The organism is Streptomyces sp. R41, assembly GCF_041053055.1.
GTDB lineage: Bacteria > Actinomycetota > Actinomycetes > Streptomycetales > Streptomycetaceae > Streptomyces.
This window is the reverse complement of sequence record NZ_CP163443.1, coordinates 7577026-7596736: the sequence shown is the minus strand read 5'-3', so window position 1 is coordinate 7596736 and position 19711 is coordinate 7577026. Positions and strand designations below refer to the sequence as shown.

Here is a 19711-nt window from a genome sequence, read left to right as displayed (position 1 = left end):
CGTCAACCCTTCATGGCGCACAGCAGGACACCCGGCGGTTCAGCCGACGGCTGCGGTGTCTTGAGTGGAACTGGCTGAGCTGAAGCGGTCCTCGGAGGATTGCGTTCCTCCGGAGAGGGCAGTCCCTCAGTCGAAGCGCTTCGATGTTGCTGCGAGGTTAAGTGAACACATGGGGGTACACAAGAGTCGATTCCAAGATTCCTCGGAGGTGTCGCGTAACAGAGCCACTCCGTCTGGGACTTGAAATCACGGTGAGAAAACGCAGTTGTTGCGCCGGGGTGTCTTGACACCCACCCCTCGGTCGAATGAGCATCGAAGCGCTTCGAAAGCGCCCCGTCGCTCCATCGCAAAGGGATCACCACGTGACCGCACAATCGCCGCCTACGCCGCCTTTCCGCGATCCGCGACTTCCGTTCGCGAAGCGCATCGACGACCTGCTGGCGCGGCTCACACTCGACGAACGGATCGCGTTCCTGCACCAGTTCGTGCCCGCCGTCGAGCGGCTCGGCGTCGGGGCCTTCCGCACCGGTCAGGAAGCCCTGCACGGCGTGGCCTGGATGGGCCCGGCGACCGTGTTCCCGCAGGCCGTGGGCCTGGGCGCGACCTGGAACGACGACCTCGTGCGCCGGATCGGCGAGGCCGTCTCGACGGAGGCCCGCGCCATGCGTGCCCGCGACGACCGCGTGGGCCTCAACGTCTGGTCGCCCACGGTGAATCTCCTCCGCCACCCCCTCTGGGGCCGCAACGAGGAGGGCTACTCGGAGGACCCGAAGCTCACCTCCGCCATCGCCACGGCGTACACGCGCGGTCTGCGCGGCGACCACCCGGACTACTGGCGCACCGCGCCCGTCCTCAAGCACTGGCTCGCGCACAACAACGAGACGGACCGCGACACCACGTCCTCCTCGGTCAGGCCGCGCGTCCTGCACGAGTACGACCTGCGCGCCTTCCGCGAGACGGTCGAGGCGGGCGCGGTGGCCGGGGTGATGCCCGCGTACAACCTGGTCAACGGCCGCCCCAACCACGTCTCGCCGTATCTGCGCGAGCGCCTGCGCACCTGGACGGACCAGGACCTCCTCGTCTGCTCGGACGCGGGCGCGCCCTCCAACCTGGTCGACTCCGAGCACTACTTCGACACCCACGAGGAGGCGACCGCGGCCGCGATCCTCGCCGGGGTCGACAGCTTCACCGACCACGGCACGGACAGCTCGAAGATCGTCGAGCTCGTTCGAGGTGCCCTGGACCAGGGGCTGTTGCGCGAGTCCGACATCGGCACGGCGGTCCGCCGCCAGCTGGCGATCCGCTTCCGGCTGGGCGAGTTCGACCCGCAGTCGGACCCGCACGCCGGCGTCTTGGACTTCGACACCCCGGCCCATCGCGCGCTCGCCCAGGAGGCGGCGGAGCAGGCGATCGTACTCCTCAAGAACGACGGGCTGCTGCCCCTGGGCCCCGACGTCCGCATCGCCGTCGTCGGCCTGCTCGCCGACGAGTGCAAGCTCGACTGGTACAGCGGCACGCTCATCCACCGCTCGACACCCCTGGAGGGCCTGTACGAGCGCTTCGGCGCCGAGCGCGTGGACTTCGCGGAGGGCGTGGACCGGGTCCGCCTCAGGACCTCGTACGGTACGTATCTGTCGGTGCCCGCCGTCGACGACGCGGCCGACGAGGTGCGCGGCGCCGAGGGCGCGCTGGACCCGGCGCTCCTCGCGGGCCGCACGGACCTGCCCCCGCTGACCGCCGACGCCACCGGCACCGAGCTCGCGCTGATCGACTGGGGCGAGGGCGTGCTGACGCTGCGCGCACCCGACGGCCGCTATCTCTCGGTCGCCGACGACGGCTATGTCCGCGCCTCCGCCGACCAGCCCGGCGGCTGGGTCGTCCAGGAGACATTCCGCCTCGAAGTCTCCGACACCCACGAGAACGGTCACCTCCTGAAGCACCTGGGGACGGGTGGTTACGTCTCTGTCGCCGCCGACGGTGTGAAGGTTGCCGCCGAGAACCCGGAAACATTCGAGGTGGAGTTCGCCGAGCGCGGCGAGGACGCGGTGGCCCGCGTGGCGGCCGCCGCCGACGTCGTCCTGGTCGTCGCGGGCAACGACCCGCACATCAACGGCCGCGAGACGGAGGACCGCACGACGCTGCGCCTGCCCGCACACCAGGAGCGCCTGCTGCGCGCCGCCCGCGCCGCGAACCCGAACACGGCCCTGGCCGTGGTCTCCGCCTACCCCTACGCGGTGGACCCGGCCGACCTCCCGGCGGTCCTGTGGACCGCTCACGGCGGCCAGGCGGCGGGCACCGCCCTGGCGCGCGTCCTGGCCGGCGACGTCTCCCCCGCGGGCCGGCTCCCGCAGACCTGGTACGCCTCCGACGACGACCTGCCCGGCCTCCTCGACTACGACGTCATCGGCGGCCACCAGACGTATCTGTACTTCGAGGGCACGCCGCTGTTCCCGTTCGGACACGGCTTGTCGTACACGTCGTTCGCCTACGCGGATCTTCAAGTCCAGCAGCGCGCCGGCGCGTTGGGGGTCTCCCTCACCGTCACCAACACCGGCGAGGCGGCCGCCGACGAGGTCGCCCAGCTCTACACCCGTGCCGTCGACCCGTCCGTACCGCGCCCCCGGCGCGAACTGGCGGCCCACCGCCGCGTCCACCTCGCCCCCGGCGCGTCGACGGACCTCACCTTCGAAATCCCGCTCTCCGCCTTGGAGTTCTGGGACGTGGCGCTCGGCCGCCCGCGGCTGGAGCCGGGCGGGTACGAGGTGCTCGTCGGGGCGTCCAGCGAGGACATCCGCCTGCGTACGACGGTCGGACTGGACGGCGAGCCCGGCACGCCTCGCCCCGTCCGCGAACGCGGCCTGGTCGCCGCCGACTTCGACGAGCAGCGGGACATCGCCATCGTCGACCGCACGAAGGTGACGGGCGACGCGGTGACGCCCGTGGGCCGCGGAACCGGCGAACTCGTCTTCCGGGACTGCGACTTCGGCGCCGGCGTCACGGAGGTCACGATCGAGGCGGCCGGCGAGGGGGTCGTGGAACTCTCCCTGGACGGGGGCCCGTTGACCGCCGTAGTGACCCTGAGCACCACGAAGGGCCCGTACGACTACGCCACCCTCGGCGCCGAGACCGCCGCCGCCGGTGTGCACGACGTACATCTCAGGCTGCGCGGCCCGTTGCGGCTCGCGCACGTCGGCTTCTCCGGTTGAGGGTCCGGAGGGGCTGATACAGGGGTCCGGCACCGGAAGGCATCGGTGCCGGGCCCCTCACGAGGAGGGTAGCTGAAAACGATTGTCGTTAGCTAGAGCTTGCCGCCGATTCCTGACAAGCCGACGGCCGGAGCCCCCGCACAGCGGGCTCCGGCCGTCGGCTTGTTGCGGGTCCGGTCAGAGGGCGAGGCCCGTGAGCACCAGCACCCGCTCGTAGGTGTAGTCGTCCATCGCGAACTTCACGCCCTCGCGGCCGACACCGGACTGCTTCACACCGCCGTACGGCATCTGGTCGGCGCGGTAGGACGGCACGTCACCGACCACGACGCCGCCGACCTCCAGCGCGCGGTGGGCGCGGAAGGCGGTCTGCAGGTCGTGCGTGAACACACCGGCCTGGAGCCCGTACTTGGAGTCGTTGACGGCGGCGAAGGCGGCGGCCTCCCCCTCCACCTTCCGCACGGTGAGGACGGGTCCGAAGACCTCCTCGCAGGAGACGGTCACGTCGGCGGGTACGTCGGCGAGGACGGTCGGCGCGTAGGAGGCGCCGTCGCGCTTGCCGCCGGCGAGCAGCGTGGCACCGGCCTGAACGGCCTCGTCGACCCACGACTCGACACGCTTGGCGGCGTCCTCGCTGACCAGCGGGCCGACGTCCGTCTTGTCCTCGGACGGGTCACCGGTGACCTGGCCCTCGACGGCGGCGACGATACGGGGCAGCAGCCGCTCGTACACCGACGCGTCGGCGATCACGCGCTGCACGGAGATGCAGGACTGGCCGCCCTGGTAGTTGGAGAAGGTCGCGATACGCGTGGCGGCCCAGTCCAGGTCCTCGTCGCTCGCCCAGTCGGCGAGGACGACGGCCGCGCCGTTGCCGCCCAGCTCCAGGGTGCAGTGCTTGCGCGGCACCGAGTCCATGATCGCGTAACCGACCTTCTCCGACCCGGTGAAGGAGATGACGGGCAGCCGCTCGTCCTGGACCAGGGCGGGCATCCGCTCGTTGGAGACGGGCAGGATGCTCCACGACCCGGCGGGCAGCTCGGTCTCGGCGAGCAGGTCGCCGATGATGAGGCCGGACAGCGGGGTCGCGGGCGCGGGCTTCAGGATGATCGGCGCGCCGGCGGCGATGGCCGGGGCGATCTTGTGGGCGCACAGGTTCAGCGGGAAGTTGAACGGCGCGATGCCCAGCACGACACCCTTCGGGAACCGGCGGGTCAGCGCGAGCCGGCCCTGACCACCGAGGTCGGTGTCCAGGCGCTGTGCCTCGCCGCCGTTGAAGCGGCGAGCTTCCTCGGCGGCGAACCGGAACACGGACACCGCGCGGCCGACCTCGCCCCGGGCCCACTTGATCGGCTTGCCGTTCTCGGCGGAGATGAGCTGCGCGATCTCCTCGGTGCGCTCGACGAGGCGGCGCGACACGTGGTCGAGGGCGGCGGCACGCACGTGGGCCGGCGTGGCGGCGAACTCGTCCCGCACGGCGTACGCGGCGGCCACGGCCTCCTCGACCTGCGCCTCGGTCGGGACACTGACCTTGCCGACGACCCGACCGTCCCACGGGGAGGTGACGTCGAAGGTGGTCTCACCGGTGGCCTGGCGGCCGGCGAGCCAGAAAGCGTGGGTGGAAGTCATGTGCGAGTCCCGGCCCTTCCGCGTTGGGGGAGTTGTTCTGGGTTTTCCTGGTCCACGGTAGGGCCGGGACAGCAGCGGGTCGTTTGTCCGAGTCGTAGCAGTCGGGGTGCGGGGTACGCCGCTTTGGCACGGTAGCCCGACGCGGGCGGGCCTCGGGCTTTTTTCGCCCCCTCCGCCCCTACCCGTCCCGTACCTGGGGGCTGCCGCCCCCAGACCCCGCCAAAAGATTGCGCAGTTCCCCGCGCCCCTGGACGGGTACGGGCGGAGGGGCGAAAAAGCCGACTACTCCCCCGCCCCCGCCGTGGCCTTCAACGCCAGCCAAAGCTCCATGCGCACATCCGGATCATCCAGCGACCGCCCGAGGATCTCCTCGACCCGCCGCATGCGGTACCGCAGCGTGTGCCGGTGCACGCCGAGATCCGCGGCCGCCGCATCCCACTGCCCGTGCCGCGACAACCACGCCCGCAGCGAGGCCACCAGATCCCCCCGCCCGGTCGCGTCATGCTCGTGCAGCGCCCGCAGCAACCCGTCCGCGAACGCCCGCACCGCGTCATCGGCCAGCAGCGGCAGCACGGACCCGGCCGCGAGCTCCTCGTGCTCCACGAGGAAGCGCCCGCGCCGCCGCGCCACGGACAAAGCCTGCTCGGCCTGCTTGTAGGCGGCCCCCGCGGCGATCGGCCCGGCCGGTGCCGACAGGCCGACCACCAGCTCGTCCTCGTCACCGGCGGGCTGCTCCCGTGCGGCGGCCCGCGCGGCCTCCAGAGCCACCGCGTACTCCCCGCACGCGGCGACCGCCGCACCCCCGTCCACCGCGAGCACGACCAGCCGCTCCCCCTCGGGCACGACCAGCACGGACTCACCGGAGCGGGCGGCTGCGGACTCCACGATCTCGGCGAGCCCGCCGAGCGGGTCGCCGTTGGTGTCGGGCACGGCGACAGCGGCGGCCGAGGGTGCCGTCGCGGCCACGCGCGCGTGCCCGTCCGCGTGTGCCCGCGCGGCCGACGCGGACGCCGACTCGGCGAGGATCAGCCGGAAGGGCGCGTCGAGCAGCGCGCCGTACAGGTCCCCGGCGACGGCCCGGGCGTGGTCGGGCTCGCCCGCGAGCAGCATGCGCAGCACGGCCGCGCCGATCCGCTGCTCGGCCGCGTGCAGCGACCGGGACCGCTCCGTGGTGAGCGTCAGCAGGGCGATCGCCGAGTGCACGGCATACCGCTCGGCGGTCCCGAGCGCGGCCGCCGTCCCCACGGCGAGTGCGGCACGCGGCCGCCGCCCGGTCCCGAGGGAGTGCAGTTCCACTCGGTCTTCCCGGTCTTCGCCACCGACGACGGAGCTGGCCGGCGCGGGCCGCTCCCGCAGCCGCTCCACGTCCGGCGTGAGCCGCGCGGCCCGGCGCCCCGCCCACTCGGGCGCGGAGGCGACGACGGCACCGGACGCGTCGTACAGCGCCGCCCAGCCGTTGACCTGCCCGGCCAGCGCGGCGAGCAGCCCCTCGGGCCCGTCGTTCAGCGTCCGCTTGGTCAGCTCGCGCTGCGCGGCGAAGCCGGCCGTGACCGCCCGGTACTGATCCGCGGCGATGGCGGCCGAGACGGCCTTGCTGATGGCGAGGAAGGGCGTACGCCGGGGCACTTCGAGGAGCGGCAGTCCCTCTTCCTCCGCCGCGTCGACCAGCGCCTTGGGGATCTCCTCGTAATTGACCCCGACCGCGAAGCCGAGCCCGACCACCCCGGCTCCCACCAGGCGCTTCACATAGCGCCGCATGACCTCGGAGTCCTCCGCGTCCAGCTGGAGCGCGGTGATCAGCAGCAGCTCCCCGCCCTCCATGTAGGGCACGGGGTCGGCGAGCTCGCTGACATGCGCCCAGCGGACGGGCACGTCCAGGCGGTCCTCACCCGCGCGCACCGTGAGCTTGAGCGCGGAGTGGTGGACAAGCGAGGCGAGCGTGGGGGGCATGAGGCCTTCAAGTCTGTGTGATCTTTGTGATCTTTTGGCCGCTACGTATGAACGGCCTGTGTCGATTCTGCCTCACCGTACGGTCACCGTGCGCCCCGATGTCCATACGTCCCTGCTCAGCCGCGCAGATCCACACGTCACCCTCAGCTCCGCAGATCCACCAGCAACGGCGGTGCGTGCTCCCCCTTCACATTGGTCAGCGACAGAACCGCATGCCCCGGCGGCACCCCGTGTGCCAGTTCGGACGCGGACCAGCGCTCCCGCTCGACCTGTCGCACGGTGACGGCCCGGGCGGTCGGCGCGTGCCCCGTGATCACTCGCCGCAGCATGTGCACCGCCTTGCCCGCCGGGGTCTCGGCGATGATCTGCCGGTCGGTGACGTCCCGCGCCTCGGTCCACTCCTTGCCCCAGACCTCGGCGAAGTCCTGCCCGTCCCAGGGGGTGAGTCCGGACAGCGCCATCCGGCACCCGATGGCACCGAGGAGCGGCGAGCGCAGCGGTCGCGGCGCGTCGTCGAGCGTGCGCAGTGTCAGCACGGCTCCCGCGTTGCCGGACCGCAGCCGCTGAATCCCGCGTACGGCCTCGGGTGTGACGACCCCCGTCGCGTCGTCGAGCACCAGACAGGCGAACAGCGACCGGTCCTCGCGCACGGCGACGCTCGCCGTGAACTGCGCGAGCACCAGCCGCGCCAGGATCCGCGAGGCGTCGGCGTGCCCACGCGCGGGCAGATCGATCCGTACGCGCACGGGGTGATCGAGTGCCCGCAGCGAGAAGGGCCGCGACTGCCCGGAGGTGTCGAAGAACCCCGCGAACGCGGGCCGGTCGAGCAGGGCGACCCGGTCCGCGAGCACACCCCCGACATCCCCCGGGTGCCCCAACTGCCGCTCCCGTGCGTCGAGTTCCCGCAGCAGCGACTCGTGCCCGGTGTCCTCCAGGGCCTTGCGCAGCGCGCCGAGCGGTCCGGGAGCGCCGTCGAGGAGCCCGCGCAGCTCGGGCACCGACGGGAACCGGCCGTGGACGGCCTGGAAGGGCCCCAGCAGCTGGGCGAGCACGGTGGTCGAGCGGCGGCTGTCGCCCCCGGGATGCGGATCGGCAAGATCCCCGACGAGCGCCTCGGCGAGCACGGCCGCGGCCTCGTCCGGGTCGGTGGTGCCGCCGTACAGGTCGAGGTCGTACACGGACTCGGGGTTCCCGATCCGTACGACGACGTCGTACGCGTCGGCGGGCCCGAGCCCGGCGCCCGCGGCACCCACCACGACGACGGCGGCCCGCCCGGCGAGCGCGTGCAGGCACAGTGATTCGGCGAGCGGCCAGACGACGCCGCCGGTCTTGCCCGACCCGGCGGGGCCGACGGCGAGCAACGACGTACCCAGCAGATCGGGACCGAGGGCAAGGCCGGTGCCGCGATAGGCGTACGGATTGCGCGGATCATCGGCGGTCGTCCCGAGCCGCACCTGCCCGGTCACGAGGTCGTGCCGCGCGAGGCGACCCGGCAGATCGCGGTCGCCGGAGGGATGCAGACAGGCGGCGGCCCCGTCCTTCAGCACCGCCCCCGTGAACGTGGCGAGACTGTGCCGCCCGCTGCGTACGCCCTGCCAGGCGCGGGCGATCCGGGCGTGGTCGACATCGCGCATCAGCCCGGCGCGGGCCTCGGCGGCGAGCCGTTCGGCGGCGTCACCGGCCCCGGCGGCGCGGAGCTGGTTCCACTGGGCGGGGTCCTCCTCGGGCGCGGGCGGCCGCTCGCTCGCGGGTGCGGCCCGCTGCCAGGCGGGCAGCCCGTAACGCCGCCACACCTCACCCCATCGGCCGAGCCGCCCGACCCCGATCATGATGACGAGGGCGATCAGCGTGTAGTAGCCGTACCAGAGGAACGCGTTTCCGACGCGATCGCCGCTGTGCCTCCAGGAGTCGGGGGTGAACAGCTCCAGCGGCAGGACCCACCAGCCGCCCAGATACCCGTTCCAGAGCAGTGACCAGATCAGCCACCCCACCAAGAAGGCGATAACGGCCCCGCTCAGCAGCTGCCGCGCCGGAATCTGCGCCGGCTCCTCCTTCGGTCGCGGCCGGTGCCCGAACCGCCATACCCCGGGCGCCGCCTCCGGCCGGGGCGCCCGCACCCACGTGAGGAAGGCGGACCCGTCCGGCAACGGTGGCACCCCGGGTGCCCGCGCGGGCCGTGGCGGCGCGGCGGGTGTCTCCGGCGGCGTCACCGGCACATCCGGCGGCCCCGCCGGACGCGGCACAGAATTGGCATGCGTGCCCCGCGCGTCCTGCGTCCCGTCGCTGTCCATCGCCCTTGCCCCCTGACCAGCCGCTCCGTGCTTCGTCCGCGAGTCAATCTAGTGCCCCTGCGGGGCGAGTTCACCGTTTACCGGGCCGGGTCCCGGGCGCCCGCGCCGCCGACCCGCGGCGAACCGGCACGAAACCGAGGCGACCGGATCTCCGCCGTTCTATGTCCACCACGGACAAGCGAATCCTTCGACAACGCCCACATGGAGCATGCCCACCCCCCATCCCCGGCCCTAGCCTGCGAAGAAAGAAGAAAGCGTCCGAAAAACACCCCGCCCGGAACACCCGGTCGGCCGGAACAACCGGCTCGCCGGATCCCTCCGGTTCGCAAGATCATCAGGGAGCCCCTCATGACCGCACTTCCGCAGGAGCGCCGCGTCGTCACCGCCATCCCCGGCCCGAAGTCGCAGGAGCTGCAGGCCCGCCGTACCGCCGCGGTCGCGGCCGGTGTGGGCTCGGTGCTCCCTGTCTTCACCACGCGCGCCGGCGGCGGCATCATCGAGGACGTCGACGGGAACCGGCTGATCGACTTCGGCTCCGGCATCGCCGTGACCAGCGTCGGCGCCAGCGCCGAGGCCGTCGTACGCCGGGCCTCCGCCCAGCTGCAGGACTTCACCCACACCTGTTTCATGGTCACGCCGTACGAGGGCTACGTGGCCGTCGCCGAGGCGCTGGCCGAGCTCACGCCGGGTGACCACGCCAAGAAGTCCGCGCTCTTCAACTCCGGCGCCGAGGCCGTCGAGAACGCCGTCAAGATCGCGCGTGCGTACACCAAGCGCCAGGCCGTCGTCGTCTTCGACCACGGCTACCACGGCCGTACGAACCTGACGATGGCGCTGACCTCCAAGAACATGCCGTACAAGAACGGCTTCGGGCCGTTCGCGCCCGAGGTCTACCGCGTGCCGGTGGCGTACGGCTACCGCTGGCTGACCGGCCCGGAGAACGCCGGCGCGGAGGCCTCCGCCCAGGCGATCGACATGATCAACAAGCAGATCGGCGCCGACAACGTCGCCGCGATCATCATCGAGCCGGTGCTCGGCGAGGGCGGCTTCATCGAGCCCGCGAAGGGCTTCCTTCCGGCCATCAGCAAGTTCGCCAAGGACAACGGCATCGTCTTCGTCGCGGACGAGATCCAGTCCGGCTTCTGCCGCACCGGCCAGTGGTTCGCCTGCGAGGACGAGGGCATCGTCCCGGACCTGATCACCACCGCCAAGGGCATCGCGGGCGGTCTGCCGCTCGCCGCCGTCACCGGCCGCGCCGAGATCATGGACGCCGCGCACGCGGGCGGCCTGGGCGGCACCTATGGCGGCAACCCGGTGGCCTGCGCCGGTGCGCTCGGCGCGATCGAGACGATGAAGGAGTTCGACCTCAACGCCAAGGCGAAGAACATCGAGGCGGTCATGAAGGCCCGCCTGGGCGCGATGGCCGAGAAGTTCGACATCATCGGCGACGTCCGTGGCCGTGGCGCCATGATCGCCATCGAGCTGGTCAAGGACCGCGCCACCAAGGAGCCGAACCCCGAGGCGACCGCCGCACTGGCCAAGGCCTGCCACCAGGAGGGCCTGCTGGTCCTGACCTGTGGCACCTACGGCAACGTCCTCCGCTTCCTGCCCCCGCTGGTCATCGGCGAGGACCTCCTGAACGAGGGCCTCGACATCATCGAGCAGGCCTTCGCCCGCATCTGACGCCCCACCCGCCCCAGTACCGCGATCCGGCCGACCGCCCACGGCGATTCCGCTTGTTTCCGGTGCTGGGGCGACCGGCGTCAGAGCGTGTGAAGAACGTGTGCGAGGTGCATGACGGGACGCGATTCCGCCTGTCGGAGCCGGACCCCCTGCCGTAGGTTCTAACCAGATGAGAGATACACCCCGCCCACAGGGGACTGTGGGTGACACCGGGTCGAGGCCTCCCCAGCTTCGCCCTGGTCGTGCCCTCGCGCACACACCCGGAGCTTCCGGCTCCGGATCTCCTCACCGATCGGACAGTCGCCCGCCCCAAACCCCCCGGGGCGCGCGACATTCCGATCTGGACGGCCGCCTCGGAACTACCCCCCCTGTTCCGGGGCGGCCGACCTTCCTCCTCGGCCTCCCGGCTCTCCTTCTCGCGCTGATGACCTGGCAGGTCGCGGCCCACGGCCCCCTCGCCCGCGCGGACGAACGCCTCAGCAACTCCCTGGTCCACCCGGACCGCGTGTCCGAAATCCTCGCCGACCTCGGCAACATCACGGTCGCCGTCCCGGTCCTCGCCGTCGTCCTGGTGTACGTCGCCCGTCGCGCCCGCGCCGCCGGCACGCACCGCTGGTGGCTGGAACCGACCGCCGCGGCCGTCCTCATGGCAGCGGTCCCGGCCCTGATCGTCCCCTTCAAGGAACTGACCGCGCGCCCCGGCCCCCCGGTCATGGGCCCGGGCACAGGCTTCTACCCCTCGGGCCACACCGCCACCGCCGCCCTCGCATACGGCACCGCGACCCTGCTCCTCCTCCCCTGGCTCCGCACCGCCTCCGCCCGCCGCGCGCTGGTCATCGCCTGCCTCGCCCTGAACGCGGCCGTCGCCTTCGGCCTGATCCGTCGCGGCTACCACTGGCCCCTGGACGTGGTGGCGAGCTGGTGTCTGTCCCTGATCCTGCTTCAGCTGATGGCGCTGGTCCTCGCGCGCTACGGTCGACGAGCAGCGCAGGGGTAGCCGGTCGCGGACCGGCGAGCGGGCGAGGGGTGTGCGATGACGGACGAGCGGAAGCAGGCGGTCGCCACCTCGGACGAGCGGGAGCAGGTCGTCGTCACCTTCGAGCGCCGGGACTACGCGCTCACCCCGTCACCCGGCGAAGTGATCCTGCCCGCGCACGGCCGCATGATCCACCACGATCCGGCCTGCCTCCATCTGACCGATCCACACCAGCTGCCCCGCTTCCCCGACCCGGACCGGCTGCTGTGGCGCCGGCTGATCGACTCGGCCCCGTCGGACGACACCGCGGGGCGTGCCGAGTACGCCCGGTCCATCGGCCTGCTGAACGGGTCGGGACGTCCGCTCGTCAGCCCGTGCAGCTGCGTACTGCGCCCGGTCTCCCCCACCCAGGCCGCGGCGCTGCGCCCCTGGCCCCTCGACGAGGCGCTCGCGGCCTTCGACCGCGACCGGTACGCGGCGACACTGCGTGACATGGAGGCGGCCGCGCAGGAGATCCGCCGGGACTTCCCGTGGGAGGACTGGCCCACGCTCCCCTTGGAGCGCTACGCCCTCGGCCAGGGCGACAGCGCGCAGACGAAGCCGTACTGCTACCTGCTGGAGTTCGGCAGCAACGAACTCGGCAGCATCGCCGGCGGCTCCTCGATGAAGCACCTCATCTACCAGCGCAGCCAGGACGGTTCCTGGTGGCACGATCCGCGCTATGCGGACGAGGAGGAGGCGTGGCAGGCGGTGCGCGCCGGGATCGTCGCCGCCGTGATCGCCGCTCGCGAGGGCCGCGTCGCGGACATCGACGCGATCGACGCGATCCGCTCGGGCCCCTCCCTGATCTCCAAGACCCTCCGGGTGTACGCCCCGGAGTGCTCCCTCCCGGTCTACGGAACCGACCATGTACGGCACTTCCTGCAGCGGCTGACCGGGCAGTCCGCGTCCGGACTGGAACGGTTCGCGCTGCGGGCCCGGCTCAAGGAGACCGTCGACTGCGAAGAACGGTTCGCCGGATGGCCGTACGACCTCGTGGTGGAGTTCCTGTACTGGTGGGCCGATCCCAACCGGACGCAGCAGATCGTGAAGATCGCCCCGGGCCACGACGGAACGCTGTGGGAAGCATGCCGTGCGGGCGGCTACATCGCGGTGGGCTGGGACGAGGTGCCGGACCTTCGCTCGTACGCGGACAAGGACGAGTTCCTGGCTGCCTTCACGGAAGCTCTGTCGAAGACCTACAACGACTACAAGCCCAAGATCTCCGCGAAGGCCAACGAGGTCTGGAAGCTGCTCAGTCTCTGCCCCGGTGATCTGATCGTCGCCAACAAGGGCACCAGCCAGATCCTCGGCGTCGGCCGAGTGACCGGAGAGGGTTACGTCTGGCGGCAGAGCCGCGCCGACCACCGCCACACCGTCGACGTGGAGTGGGACGAGAGCTACGCCGGTCGCCTGGAGGAGCCCGAGCGTTCCTGGGCGACCGTCACCGTGAAGGACGTACCCGCTCAGCTGTGGGCCAGGATCCGGCGGGCCGGGCCCGCTGATGAAGGCGCCGACGCCACCTCGGAGGCGGAGATCGCCGCCGCAGCCCGCCCCCTCGACGCCGAGCTGCGGCCGATCGCCGAGGCCTTGCAACGGCGCGGTCAGGCCGTTCTGTTCGGGCCGCCGGGCACCGGCAAGACGTACACGGCCCTGCGCTTCGCCACCCGCTGGCTCGGGGAACTGTCCGGCGGGCTCCCCGGCGTGGATCCGTACGCGGAGCCCGGCACGCCCGGCTTCGCGGCGACCCTCGCCGCGCTGACCGCGGCCGGGCGGCTGACCACGGTGACCTTCCACCCCAGCTATGGGTACGAGGACTTCGTCGAGGGGTTCCGCCCGGTGAAGGGCGGCTCCGGCGGGCTCGTGCTGGACCGGATCGACGGAGTGTTCAAGCGGGTGTGCGCGGCAGCGGCCGCGGACCCGGGCCACCCGTATCTGGTCGTCGTGGACGAGTTGAACCGCGGCAATCTGCCCAAGATCTTCGGCGAGTTGATCACCTTGCTCGAAAAGGACAAGCGGGGTTATCCGGTGCTGCTGCCGCTCAGCCAGGAGCAGTTCAGCGTGCCGGACAACGTGTACCTCATCGGCACCATGAACACCGCCGACCGCTCCATCAGGATGCTCGACGCGGCGATCCGCCGCCGTTTCGTCTTCCTCGAACTGCTCCCCGACTCGGCTCCCCTGCAGGGCTGTCACGTGGACCAGCTGCACCTCGCGGATCTGCTCGACTCGCTCAACCAGCGCATCCGCGCCCACCTCGACCGCGAGAAGCAGATCGGCCAGGCCTTCTTGCTGCCGAACGGCGCTCCGGTCGACTCGGCCGCCGCGCTCGCCGCGATCGTCCGCGGCGAGATCCTGCCGCTGCTCCAGGAGTACGCGTACGACGACTACTCCCTGCTCGCGGCGTTCCTCGGCGAGGCCCTGGTCGATCCCGAGACGCACACCCTGCGCGACCTCAGCGACGAAGGACTGACGACCGCTCTCTACACGGAACTCCAGCTCAAGGGCGGGACGGCGGAGTAGATCCGTGCTGACGCTGCGGGAGTACGAGACGAGAGTGGTCGACGGTGTGCGGCTGAGCGCCGCCGACCGGGCGCTCTGCGCAGGCGAACAGCTGGCCGCGCGCCTCCAGGTGCGTGAACTCGCGGGCGGCCGACTGGAATTGACCGCCGGTCCATGCGTCGGGGTCGTCCGCCTCGACGCGTGCGAGATTCGCGTGCTGCCCAAGTATCTGGGCGAGGAGCTCGACGTCCTGCGCATGCTGGAGTACGCGGCGGGCCGGGGCCTGCCCGCGCTGGACGCGGCGCGCACGGTAGGTGCGGGAGCTCCGCATCTCCGGGACCTGGTCGCCCTCCTGGTGACCGAGCACTGCGATCGGCTGCTGGCACGCGGGGTGCGCCGCGACTATGTGACGGTCGAGGACGAACTCCCGGCGGTCCGCGGCCGCCTGCTGGCCGAGCGTCAGGTCCTGCGGCACTACGGACGGCTGGACCGGCTGGCCTGCCGGTTCGACGAACACGACACGGACATCGTGGACAACCGGCTGTGCGCCGCCGCCATCGATCTCGCGGCGCGCACGGCGCACTCCCCCGCCGTGCGCGCCAGGGCCCGGCGCGCGGCGCACCGGTTCGCGCAGGTCGCGCCGACGCGGCTCGGCGATCTGCGGACAGTCCTGGCAGGGCTCGACTACCACCGGCACAACAGCCACTACGCACAGGCGCATCGTTGGGCGGCACTGCTGCTGTCCGGCGGCGGCATCGCGGACTTGTTCTCCCCCGGCCCGCTCGCGTCCCGGGCGTTCCTCATCGACATGAACGTCCTGTTCGAGTCCTTCGCGACGCGGTTGCTGCGAGAGGCCGCCGACGGCACCGGCTTCACCGTCCGGGACCAGGCGCGGCACGGCGGAGTGCTGCACGACGAGCGAACCGGCCGCTCCTACACCGAAGTGCGGCCCGACGTCCTGCTCTGCGGCAGCGTCGACGGAGCACCGCTGCGGCGCCCCGTCGACGTCAAGTACAAGCTGTACGACGGCAGAAGACTGACCACCCCCGACCTCTACCAGGCCTTTCTCTACGCTCACGCGCTGTCCCGGGAGCCCGGTGAGGGCACGCCCACGTGTGTCCTGCTCCATCCCGGCGGAGCGTCGGCGTCACGCGAGAGCGTCGCCGTACGCCGCTGGGACGGCACTACGTCGGCCCGCGTACGCTCCGTGTCGCTGGACCTGCCGTCGCTGCTCGGCGCTCTGGGTGGCGCCGAGCGCAGGACGACCCTCGCGAGGGTGCTCAGGGCAGTGCTGGACTGACGCCTCAGTCCCCCGGCATTTCAGCCGAAGTACCCGTCGAAGTTCTTCGAGAACTCCCAGCTCCCGTACCGGTCCCAGTTGACCGACCACGTCATCAGGCCGCGCAGGCCCGGCCAGGTGCCGTGGGTGGCGTACGAACCGCAGTTGGTCTTCTTGGTGAGGCAGTCGAGGGTCTTGTTCACCTCCGCCGGTGATACGTAGCCGTTGCCGGCGTTCGTCGAGGCGGGCATGCCGATGGCGATCTGGTCGGGGCGCAGGGGTGGGAAGACGTTGTTCGCGTCGCCGGCGACCGGGAAGCCGGTGAGGAGCATGTCGGTCATGGCGATATGGAAGTCTGCGCCGCCCATGGAGTGGTACTGGTTGTCGAGGCCCATGATCGAGCCGGAGTTGTAGTCCTGGACGTGCAGGAGGGTCAGGTCGTCGCGAAGGGCGTGGATGACGGGGAGGTAGGCGCCCGCGCGCGGGTCCTGGCCGCCCCACTTGCCCGTGCCGTAGTACTGGTAGCCGAGTTGGACGAAGAAGGTCTCCGGGGCCATGCTCAGGACGAACTTCGAGCCGTACTTGGCCTTCAGGGTCTTCAGCGCCGAGATGAGGTTGACGATCACCGGCGTGGTCGGGCTCTTGAAATTCGTGTCGGCGGCGTCGAGCGAGAGCGAGTGGCCCTCGAAGTCGATGTCCAGGCCGTCCAGGCCGTAGGTGTCGATGATCTTCGAGACGGACGACACGAAGGTGTCCCTCGCCGCCGCAGTCGCCAGCTGCACCTGGCCGTTCTGACCGCCGATCGAGATCAGGACCTTCTTGCCCGCCGCCTGCTTCGCCTTGATCGCCGCCTTGAAATCGGCGTCGCTCTCGACCGTCGGGCACTCGGTGACCGGGCAGCGGGTGAAGCGGATGTCGCCCGAGGTGGTGGAGGTCGGTTCACCGAAGGCCAGGTCGATCACGTCCCAGCTGTCGGGGACGTCGGCCATGCGGGTGTACCCGGCGCCGTTCGCGAAGCTCGCGTGGAGGTAGCCGACGAGGGCGTGGGTCGGGAGGTCCGAAGAGCCTCCGCCCGAGCCCGCGGACGTGGTCGCGGTGACCGTCGCCGACTTCGCCGACTCGCCCGCGTCATTCGTCGCGGCGACCTGGAACGAGTACGCCGTCGAGGGGGACAGTCCGTTCACTGTCGCCGAAGTGCCGCTGGCCGTCTGGACTTTGACGCCGTCGCGGTAGACGGCGTAACCCGTCGCGCCGGCCACCGCGGACCAGGACAGGGCGACGCTCGATGACGTGACCGTGCCGACCGCCAGGCCCGTGGGCGCGGCCGGGGGCAGGCCGATGTCCACGCCGGGGCCGACCAGGGAGAGGTCGTCGGCGTAGTAGGTGCCGGTGCCGTACCAGCCGTGCGTGTAGATCGTGACCTTGGTGGTGGACGCGCCGGTGCGGAACGTGGTGGTGAGCTGCTGCCAGTCGGTCGCGGACTGGGTCCAGGTGGAGACGTCCGTGGTACCGGTGCCGCTCGCGCCGAGGTAGACGTAGGTGCCCCGGACGTAGCCGGAGAGGGTGTACTGGGAGTCGGGTTTGACGGTCACCGTCTGGGAGCACTGCGCGTAGTCACTGCCGGCCGGGGTCGCCTTCAGAGCCGAACTGCCGCTCCGTACCGGTGAATTGACGGTGCCGCCCGCCGTACAGGTCCAGCTGTCCAGGCCCGATTCGAACCCGCCGTTCTTGGCGAGGTCCGCGTCGGCCGCACGGGCGGCCGACGAGAGCGCGGCGAGGCCGGGTACGGCCAGGACGGTGGCCGTGCACACGGCGATGAGTCTGCGACGCAGGAACGGTCCAGCGCGTCCGGTGCGATCCACAACTGCCTCCGGGCATGGGGGAATCAGGAGGGTGGAGCGCGCCCAACTTGGTCCAGACCAATTCTGTTGTCAAGACCTCTGGCACAACAAGGCCTCCACTACGCACAAGACCTCTGGGACGTACGAGGCCTCCGATACGCAGAAGACCTCCGACAGTTACCGGGGCCGGGCCCCGTCACCGCTATCGGTCCTCGTTTCCGGCGAGACCCGCCGCCGCCTCGTGCATGGCCAGTTCCAGCAGCCCCGGATCGGTGAGCGTGCCGGAGCCGTCCGGCGGGATCAGCCAGCGGACCCCGCCGGTCGACCGTCCCGGGTACGGCACCACGATCCACGTACCGCGACCCGCTGTGCGCACCCCCGTGCCGAGCCACCGGGCCGCGGTGCCCGCGGGCACGAAGAAACCCATCCGGGCGTCGCCGAAGTCGACGAGCACGGGGCCCAGTTGGTCGATCACCCTGGTGAGCACGTCGAGCGTCGGATAGCCGAGCTCGCCCGGCAGGATGAGTACGTCCCAGGCCTTGCCCGCCGGCAGCAGCGCGATCCCCTGCGGATTGCGCTCCCACTCCCACCGGCAGGCCTCGGGGTCCGGAGCTACGGATGCCAGCCACTCGACCGCCGTATTGGCCCCTGTCATGGCGGAACCTCCCTTTCTCGTGTCGACGCTGGTCGCGTCACAAGAGAGAGGGAGGTCCGGGCCGGGCATTACGCGGGTTACGGCTACTTGTTGGTAGTGAATCGAGTCACGGCGATCGCGCAGGGCGCACGCCGATCAGGGCGGGGCGCACGCCGCTTGATCACGCACGCTTCAACGCGCCCCCACCAGGCCCGACTGGCGAAGCGCCAAGGCCTAACTGTCGAAGCCGAGCCCCAGCTTGTCCATCGCCTTCAGCCACAGATTGCGCCGACCGCCGTGCGAGTCCGCCCGTGCGAGCGACCACTTGGTGAGCGCGATGCCGGTCCAGGCGAAGGGCTCGGGCGGGAACGGCAGCGGCTTCTTGCGGACCATCTCCAGCTCGGTGCGCTCCGTACGCTCCCCCGCCAGCAGGTCGAGCATCACGTCCGCGCCGAACCGGGTGGCGCCCACGCCGAGGCCGGTGTAACCCGCCGCGTACGCGACCTTGCCCTGGTGGGCCGTGCCGAAGAAGGCCGAGAACCGCGAGCAGGTGTCGATCGCACCGCCCCAGGCGTGCGTGAACCGGAGCCCCTCCAGCTGCGGGAAACAGGTGAAGAAGTGCCCGGCGAGCTTGGCGTAGGTCTCCGGGCGGTCGTCGTACTCGGCGCGTACCCGGCCGCCGTACGGGTAGATCGCGTCGTAGCCGCCCCACAGGATCCGGTTGTCCGCCGACAGCCGGAAGTAGTGGAACCGGTTCGCCGAATCCCCGAGGCCCTGGCGGTTCTTCCAGCCGATGGACGCCAGCTGGTCGGCGGTGAGCGGCTCGGTCATCAGCGCGTAGTCGTAGACCGGCACGGTGTACGAGCGCACGCGCTTGACCAGGTTCGGGAAGATGTTCGTGCCGAGCGCGACCCGGCGTGCGCGGATCGAGCCGTATGGAGTGCGTACGGCCATGCCGGCGCCGTACGGCTTCAGCTGGAGCGCGGGCGTGTGCTCGTACACCCGCACCCCGAGCTCCAGACAGGCCCGCTTCAGGCCCCAGGCGAGCTTGGCGGGGTGCAGCATGGCGACGCCGCGGCGGTCGTGCAGCCCGGCGAGGAATGTCGGTGAGTCGACTTGTTCCCGTACCGCTTCGGTGTCCAGGAACTCGACGCCCTCCGCGAGGCCCTCGCGCTCCAGCTCCTCGTGCCACTGGCGCAGTTCGGCCGCCTGGTGCGGCTCGGTGGCCACGTCGATCTCGCCGCTGCGCTCGAAGTCGCAGTCGAGGGAGTAGCGGGCGACCGCCGCCTCGATCTCGTCGAGGTTGCGGGCGCCCAGCTCCTCCAGTTTCTTGATCTCGTCCGGCCAGCGGGTGAGCCCGTTGGCCAGACCGTGCGTGAGGGAGGCGGCGCAGAAGCCGCCGTTGCGGCCGGAGGCGGCCCAGCCCGCCTCACGGCCTTCGACGAGGACCACATCGCGCCCCGGCTCGCGCTCCTTGGCGATCAGCGCGGTCCACAGTCCGCTGTAGCCGCCGCCGACGACCAGCAGGTCGCAGGTCTCGGCGCCGGTGAGCGCGGGCTCGGGGTGGGGCTTGCCGGGGTCGTCCAGCCAGAAGGAGACCGGCTGGGCGTCGGAAAGAGACTTCGTCCAATGATTCCCACTTGTCATGGCGCTTGGGGCCATGATTTCAACTCCCTACAAGGGTGAC

General features: G+C 71.2%; 11 protein-coding genes. 5 read left to right on the top strand and 6 right to left on the bottom strand.

All coding sequences use genetic code 11. The features are described 5' to 3' along the window. The first annotated feature begins 362 nt into the window (after window positions 1–362). Window positions 363–3206 carry a glycoside hydrolase family 3 C-terminal domain-containing protein gene (locus AB5J53_RS34725; RefSeq protein WP_369249554.1) on the top strand — a complete coding sequence of 948 codons (2844 nt, stop codon included), beginning with the start codon at window positions 363–365 and terminating at the stop codon, window positions 3204–3206. Between the two features lie 177 nt (window positions 3207–3383). Here AB5J53_RS34725 and AB5J53_RS34720 read toward each other — a convergent pair whose 3' ends face one another. The 3 genes from AB5J53_RS34720 to AB5J53_RS34710 form a co-directional block, all read right to left on the bottom strand. Continuing rightward, a complete protein-coding gene (locus tag AB5J53_RS34720; protein ID WP_369249553.1) occupies window positions 3384–4829 on the bottom strand; it encodes an aldehyde dehydrogenase family protein in 1446 nt (481 codons plus the stop codon). 282 nt (window positions 4830–5111) lie between these two features. Next, entirely contained in the window at window positions 5112–6779 is a 1668-nt protein-coding gene (locus AB5J53_RS34715) for a PucR family transcriptional regulator (RefSeq protein WP_369249552.1), read from the bottom strand. A gap of 143 nt (window positions 6780–6922) precedes the next feature. Continuing rightward, a complete protein-coding gene (locus tag AB5J53_RS34710; protein WP_369249551.1) occupies window positions 6923–9070 on the bottom strand; it encodes an ATP-binding protein in 2148 nt (715 codons plus the stop codon). A gap of 348 nt (window positions 9071–9418) precedes the next feature. Here AB5J53_RS34710 and gabT point away from each other — a divergent pair, with 348 nt between their 5' ends. The 4 genes from gabT (at window position 9419) to AB5J53_RS34690 (ending at window position 15570) form a co-directional block, all read left to right on the top strand. Continuing rightward, the gene (gene gabT, locus AB5J53_RS34705; RefSeq protein WP_369249550.1) at window positions 9419–10753 is read left to right on the top strand and encodes a 4-aminobutyrate--2-oxoglutarate transaminase; all 1335 of its coding nucleotides are present in this window, start codon (window positions 9419–9421) and stop codon (window positions 10751–10753) included. 169 nt (window positions 10754–10922) lie between these two features. Further along, on the top strand, window positions 10923–11750 hold the full coding sequence (locus AB5J53_RS34700; RefSeq protein WP_369249549.1) for a phosphatase PAP2 family protein: 828 nt from the start codon (window positions 10923–10925) through the stop codon (window positions 11748–11750). Window positions 11751–11786: 36 nt separating this feature from the next. Continuing rightward, a complete protein-coding gene (locus tag AB5J53_RS34695) occupies window positions 11787–14291 on the top strand; it encodes an McrB family protein (RefSeq protein ID WP_369249548.1) in 2505 nt (834 codons plus the stop codon). Window positions 14292–14295: 4 nt separating this feature from the next. Continuing rightward, window positions 14296–15570 carry an McrC family protein gene (locus AB5J53_RS34690; protein WP_369249547.1) on the top strand — a complete coding sequence of 425 codons (1275 nt, stop codon included), beginning with the start codon at window positions 14296–14298 and terminating at the stop codon, window positions 15568–15570. Window positions 15571–15590: 20 nt separating this feature from the next. On the opposite strand, the gene AB5J53_RS34685 is transcribed toward AB5J53_RS34690, so the two are convergent. From AB5J53_RS34685 to AB5J53_RS34675, 3 genes are all read right to left on the bottom strand, one after another. Then, window positions 15591–17411 carry a chitinase gene (locus AB5J53_RS34685; protein WP_369249546.1) on the bottom strand — a complete coding sequence of 607 codons (1821 nt, stop codon included), beginning with the start codon at window positions 17409–17411 and terminating at the stop codon, window positions 15591–15593. 181 nt (window positions 17412–17592) lie between these two features. Further along, complete coding sequence (locus AB5J53_RS34680) at window positions 17593–18045, bottom strand: hypothetical protein (RefSeq protein WP_369249545.1); 453 nt, start codon at window positions 18043–18045, stop codon at window positions 17593–17595. Window positions 18046–18258: 213 nt separating this feature from the next. Beyond that, window positions 18259–19686: an NAD(P)/FAD-dependent oxidoreductase gene (locus AB5J53_RS34675; protein ID WP_369249544.1), complete on the bottom strand. Its 1428-nt coding sequence runs from the start codon at window positions 19684–19686 to the stop codon at window positions 18259–18261. Between the last annotated feature and the right edge of the window lie 25 nt (window positions 19687–19711).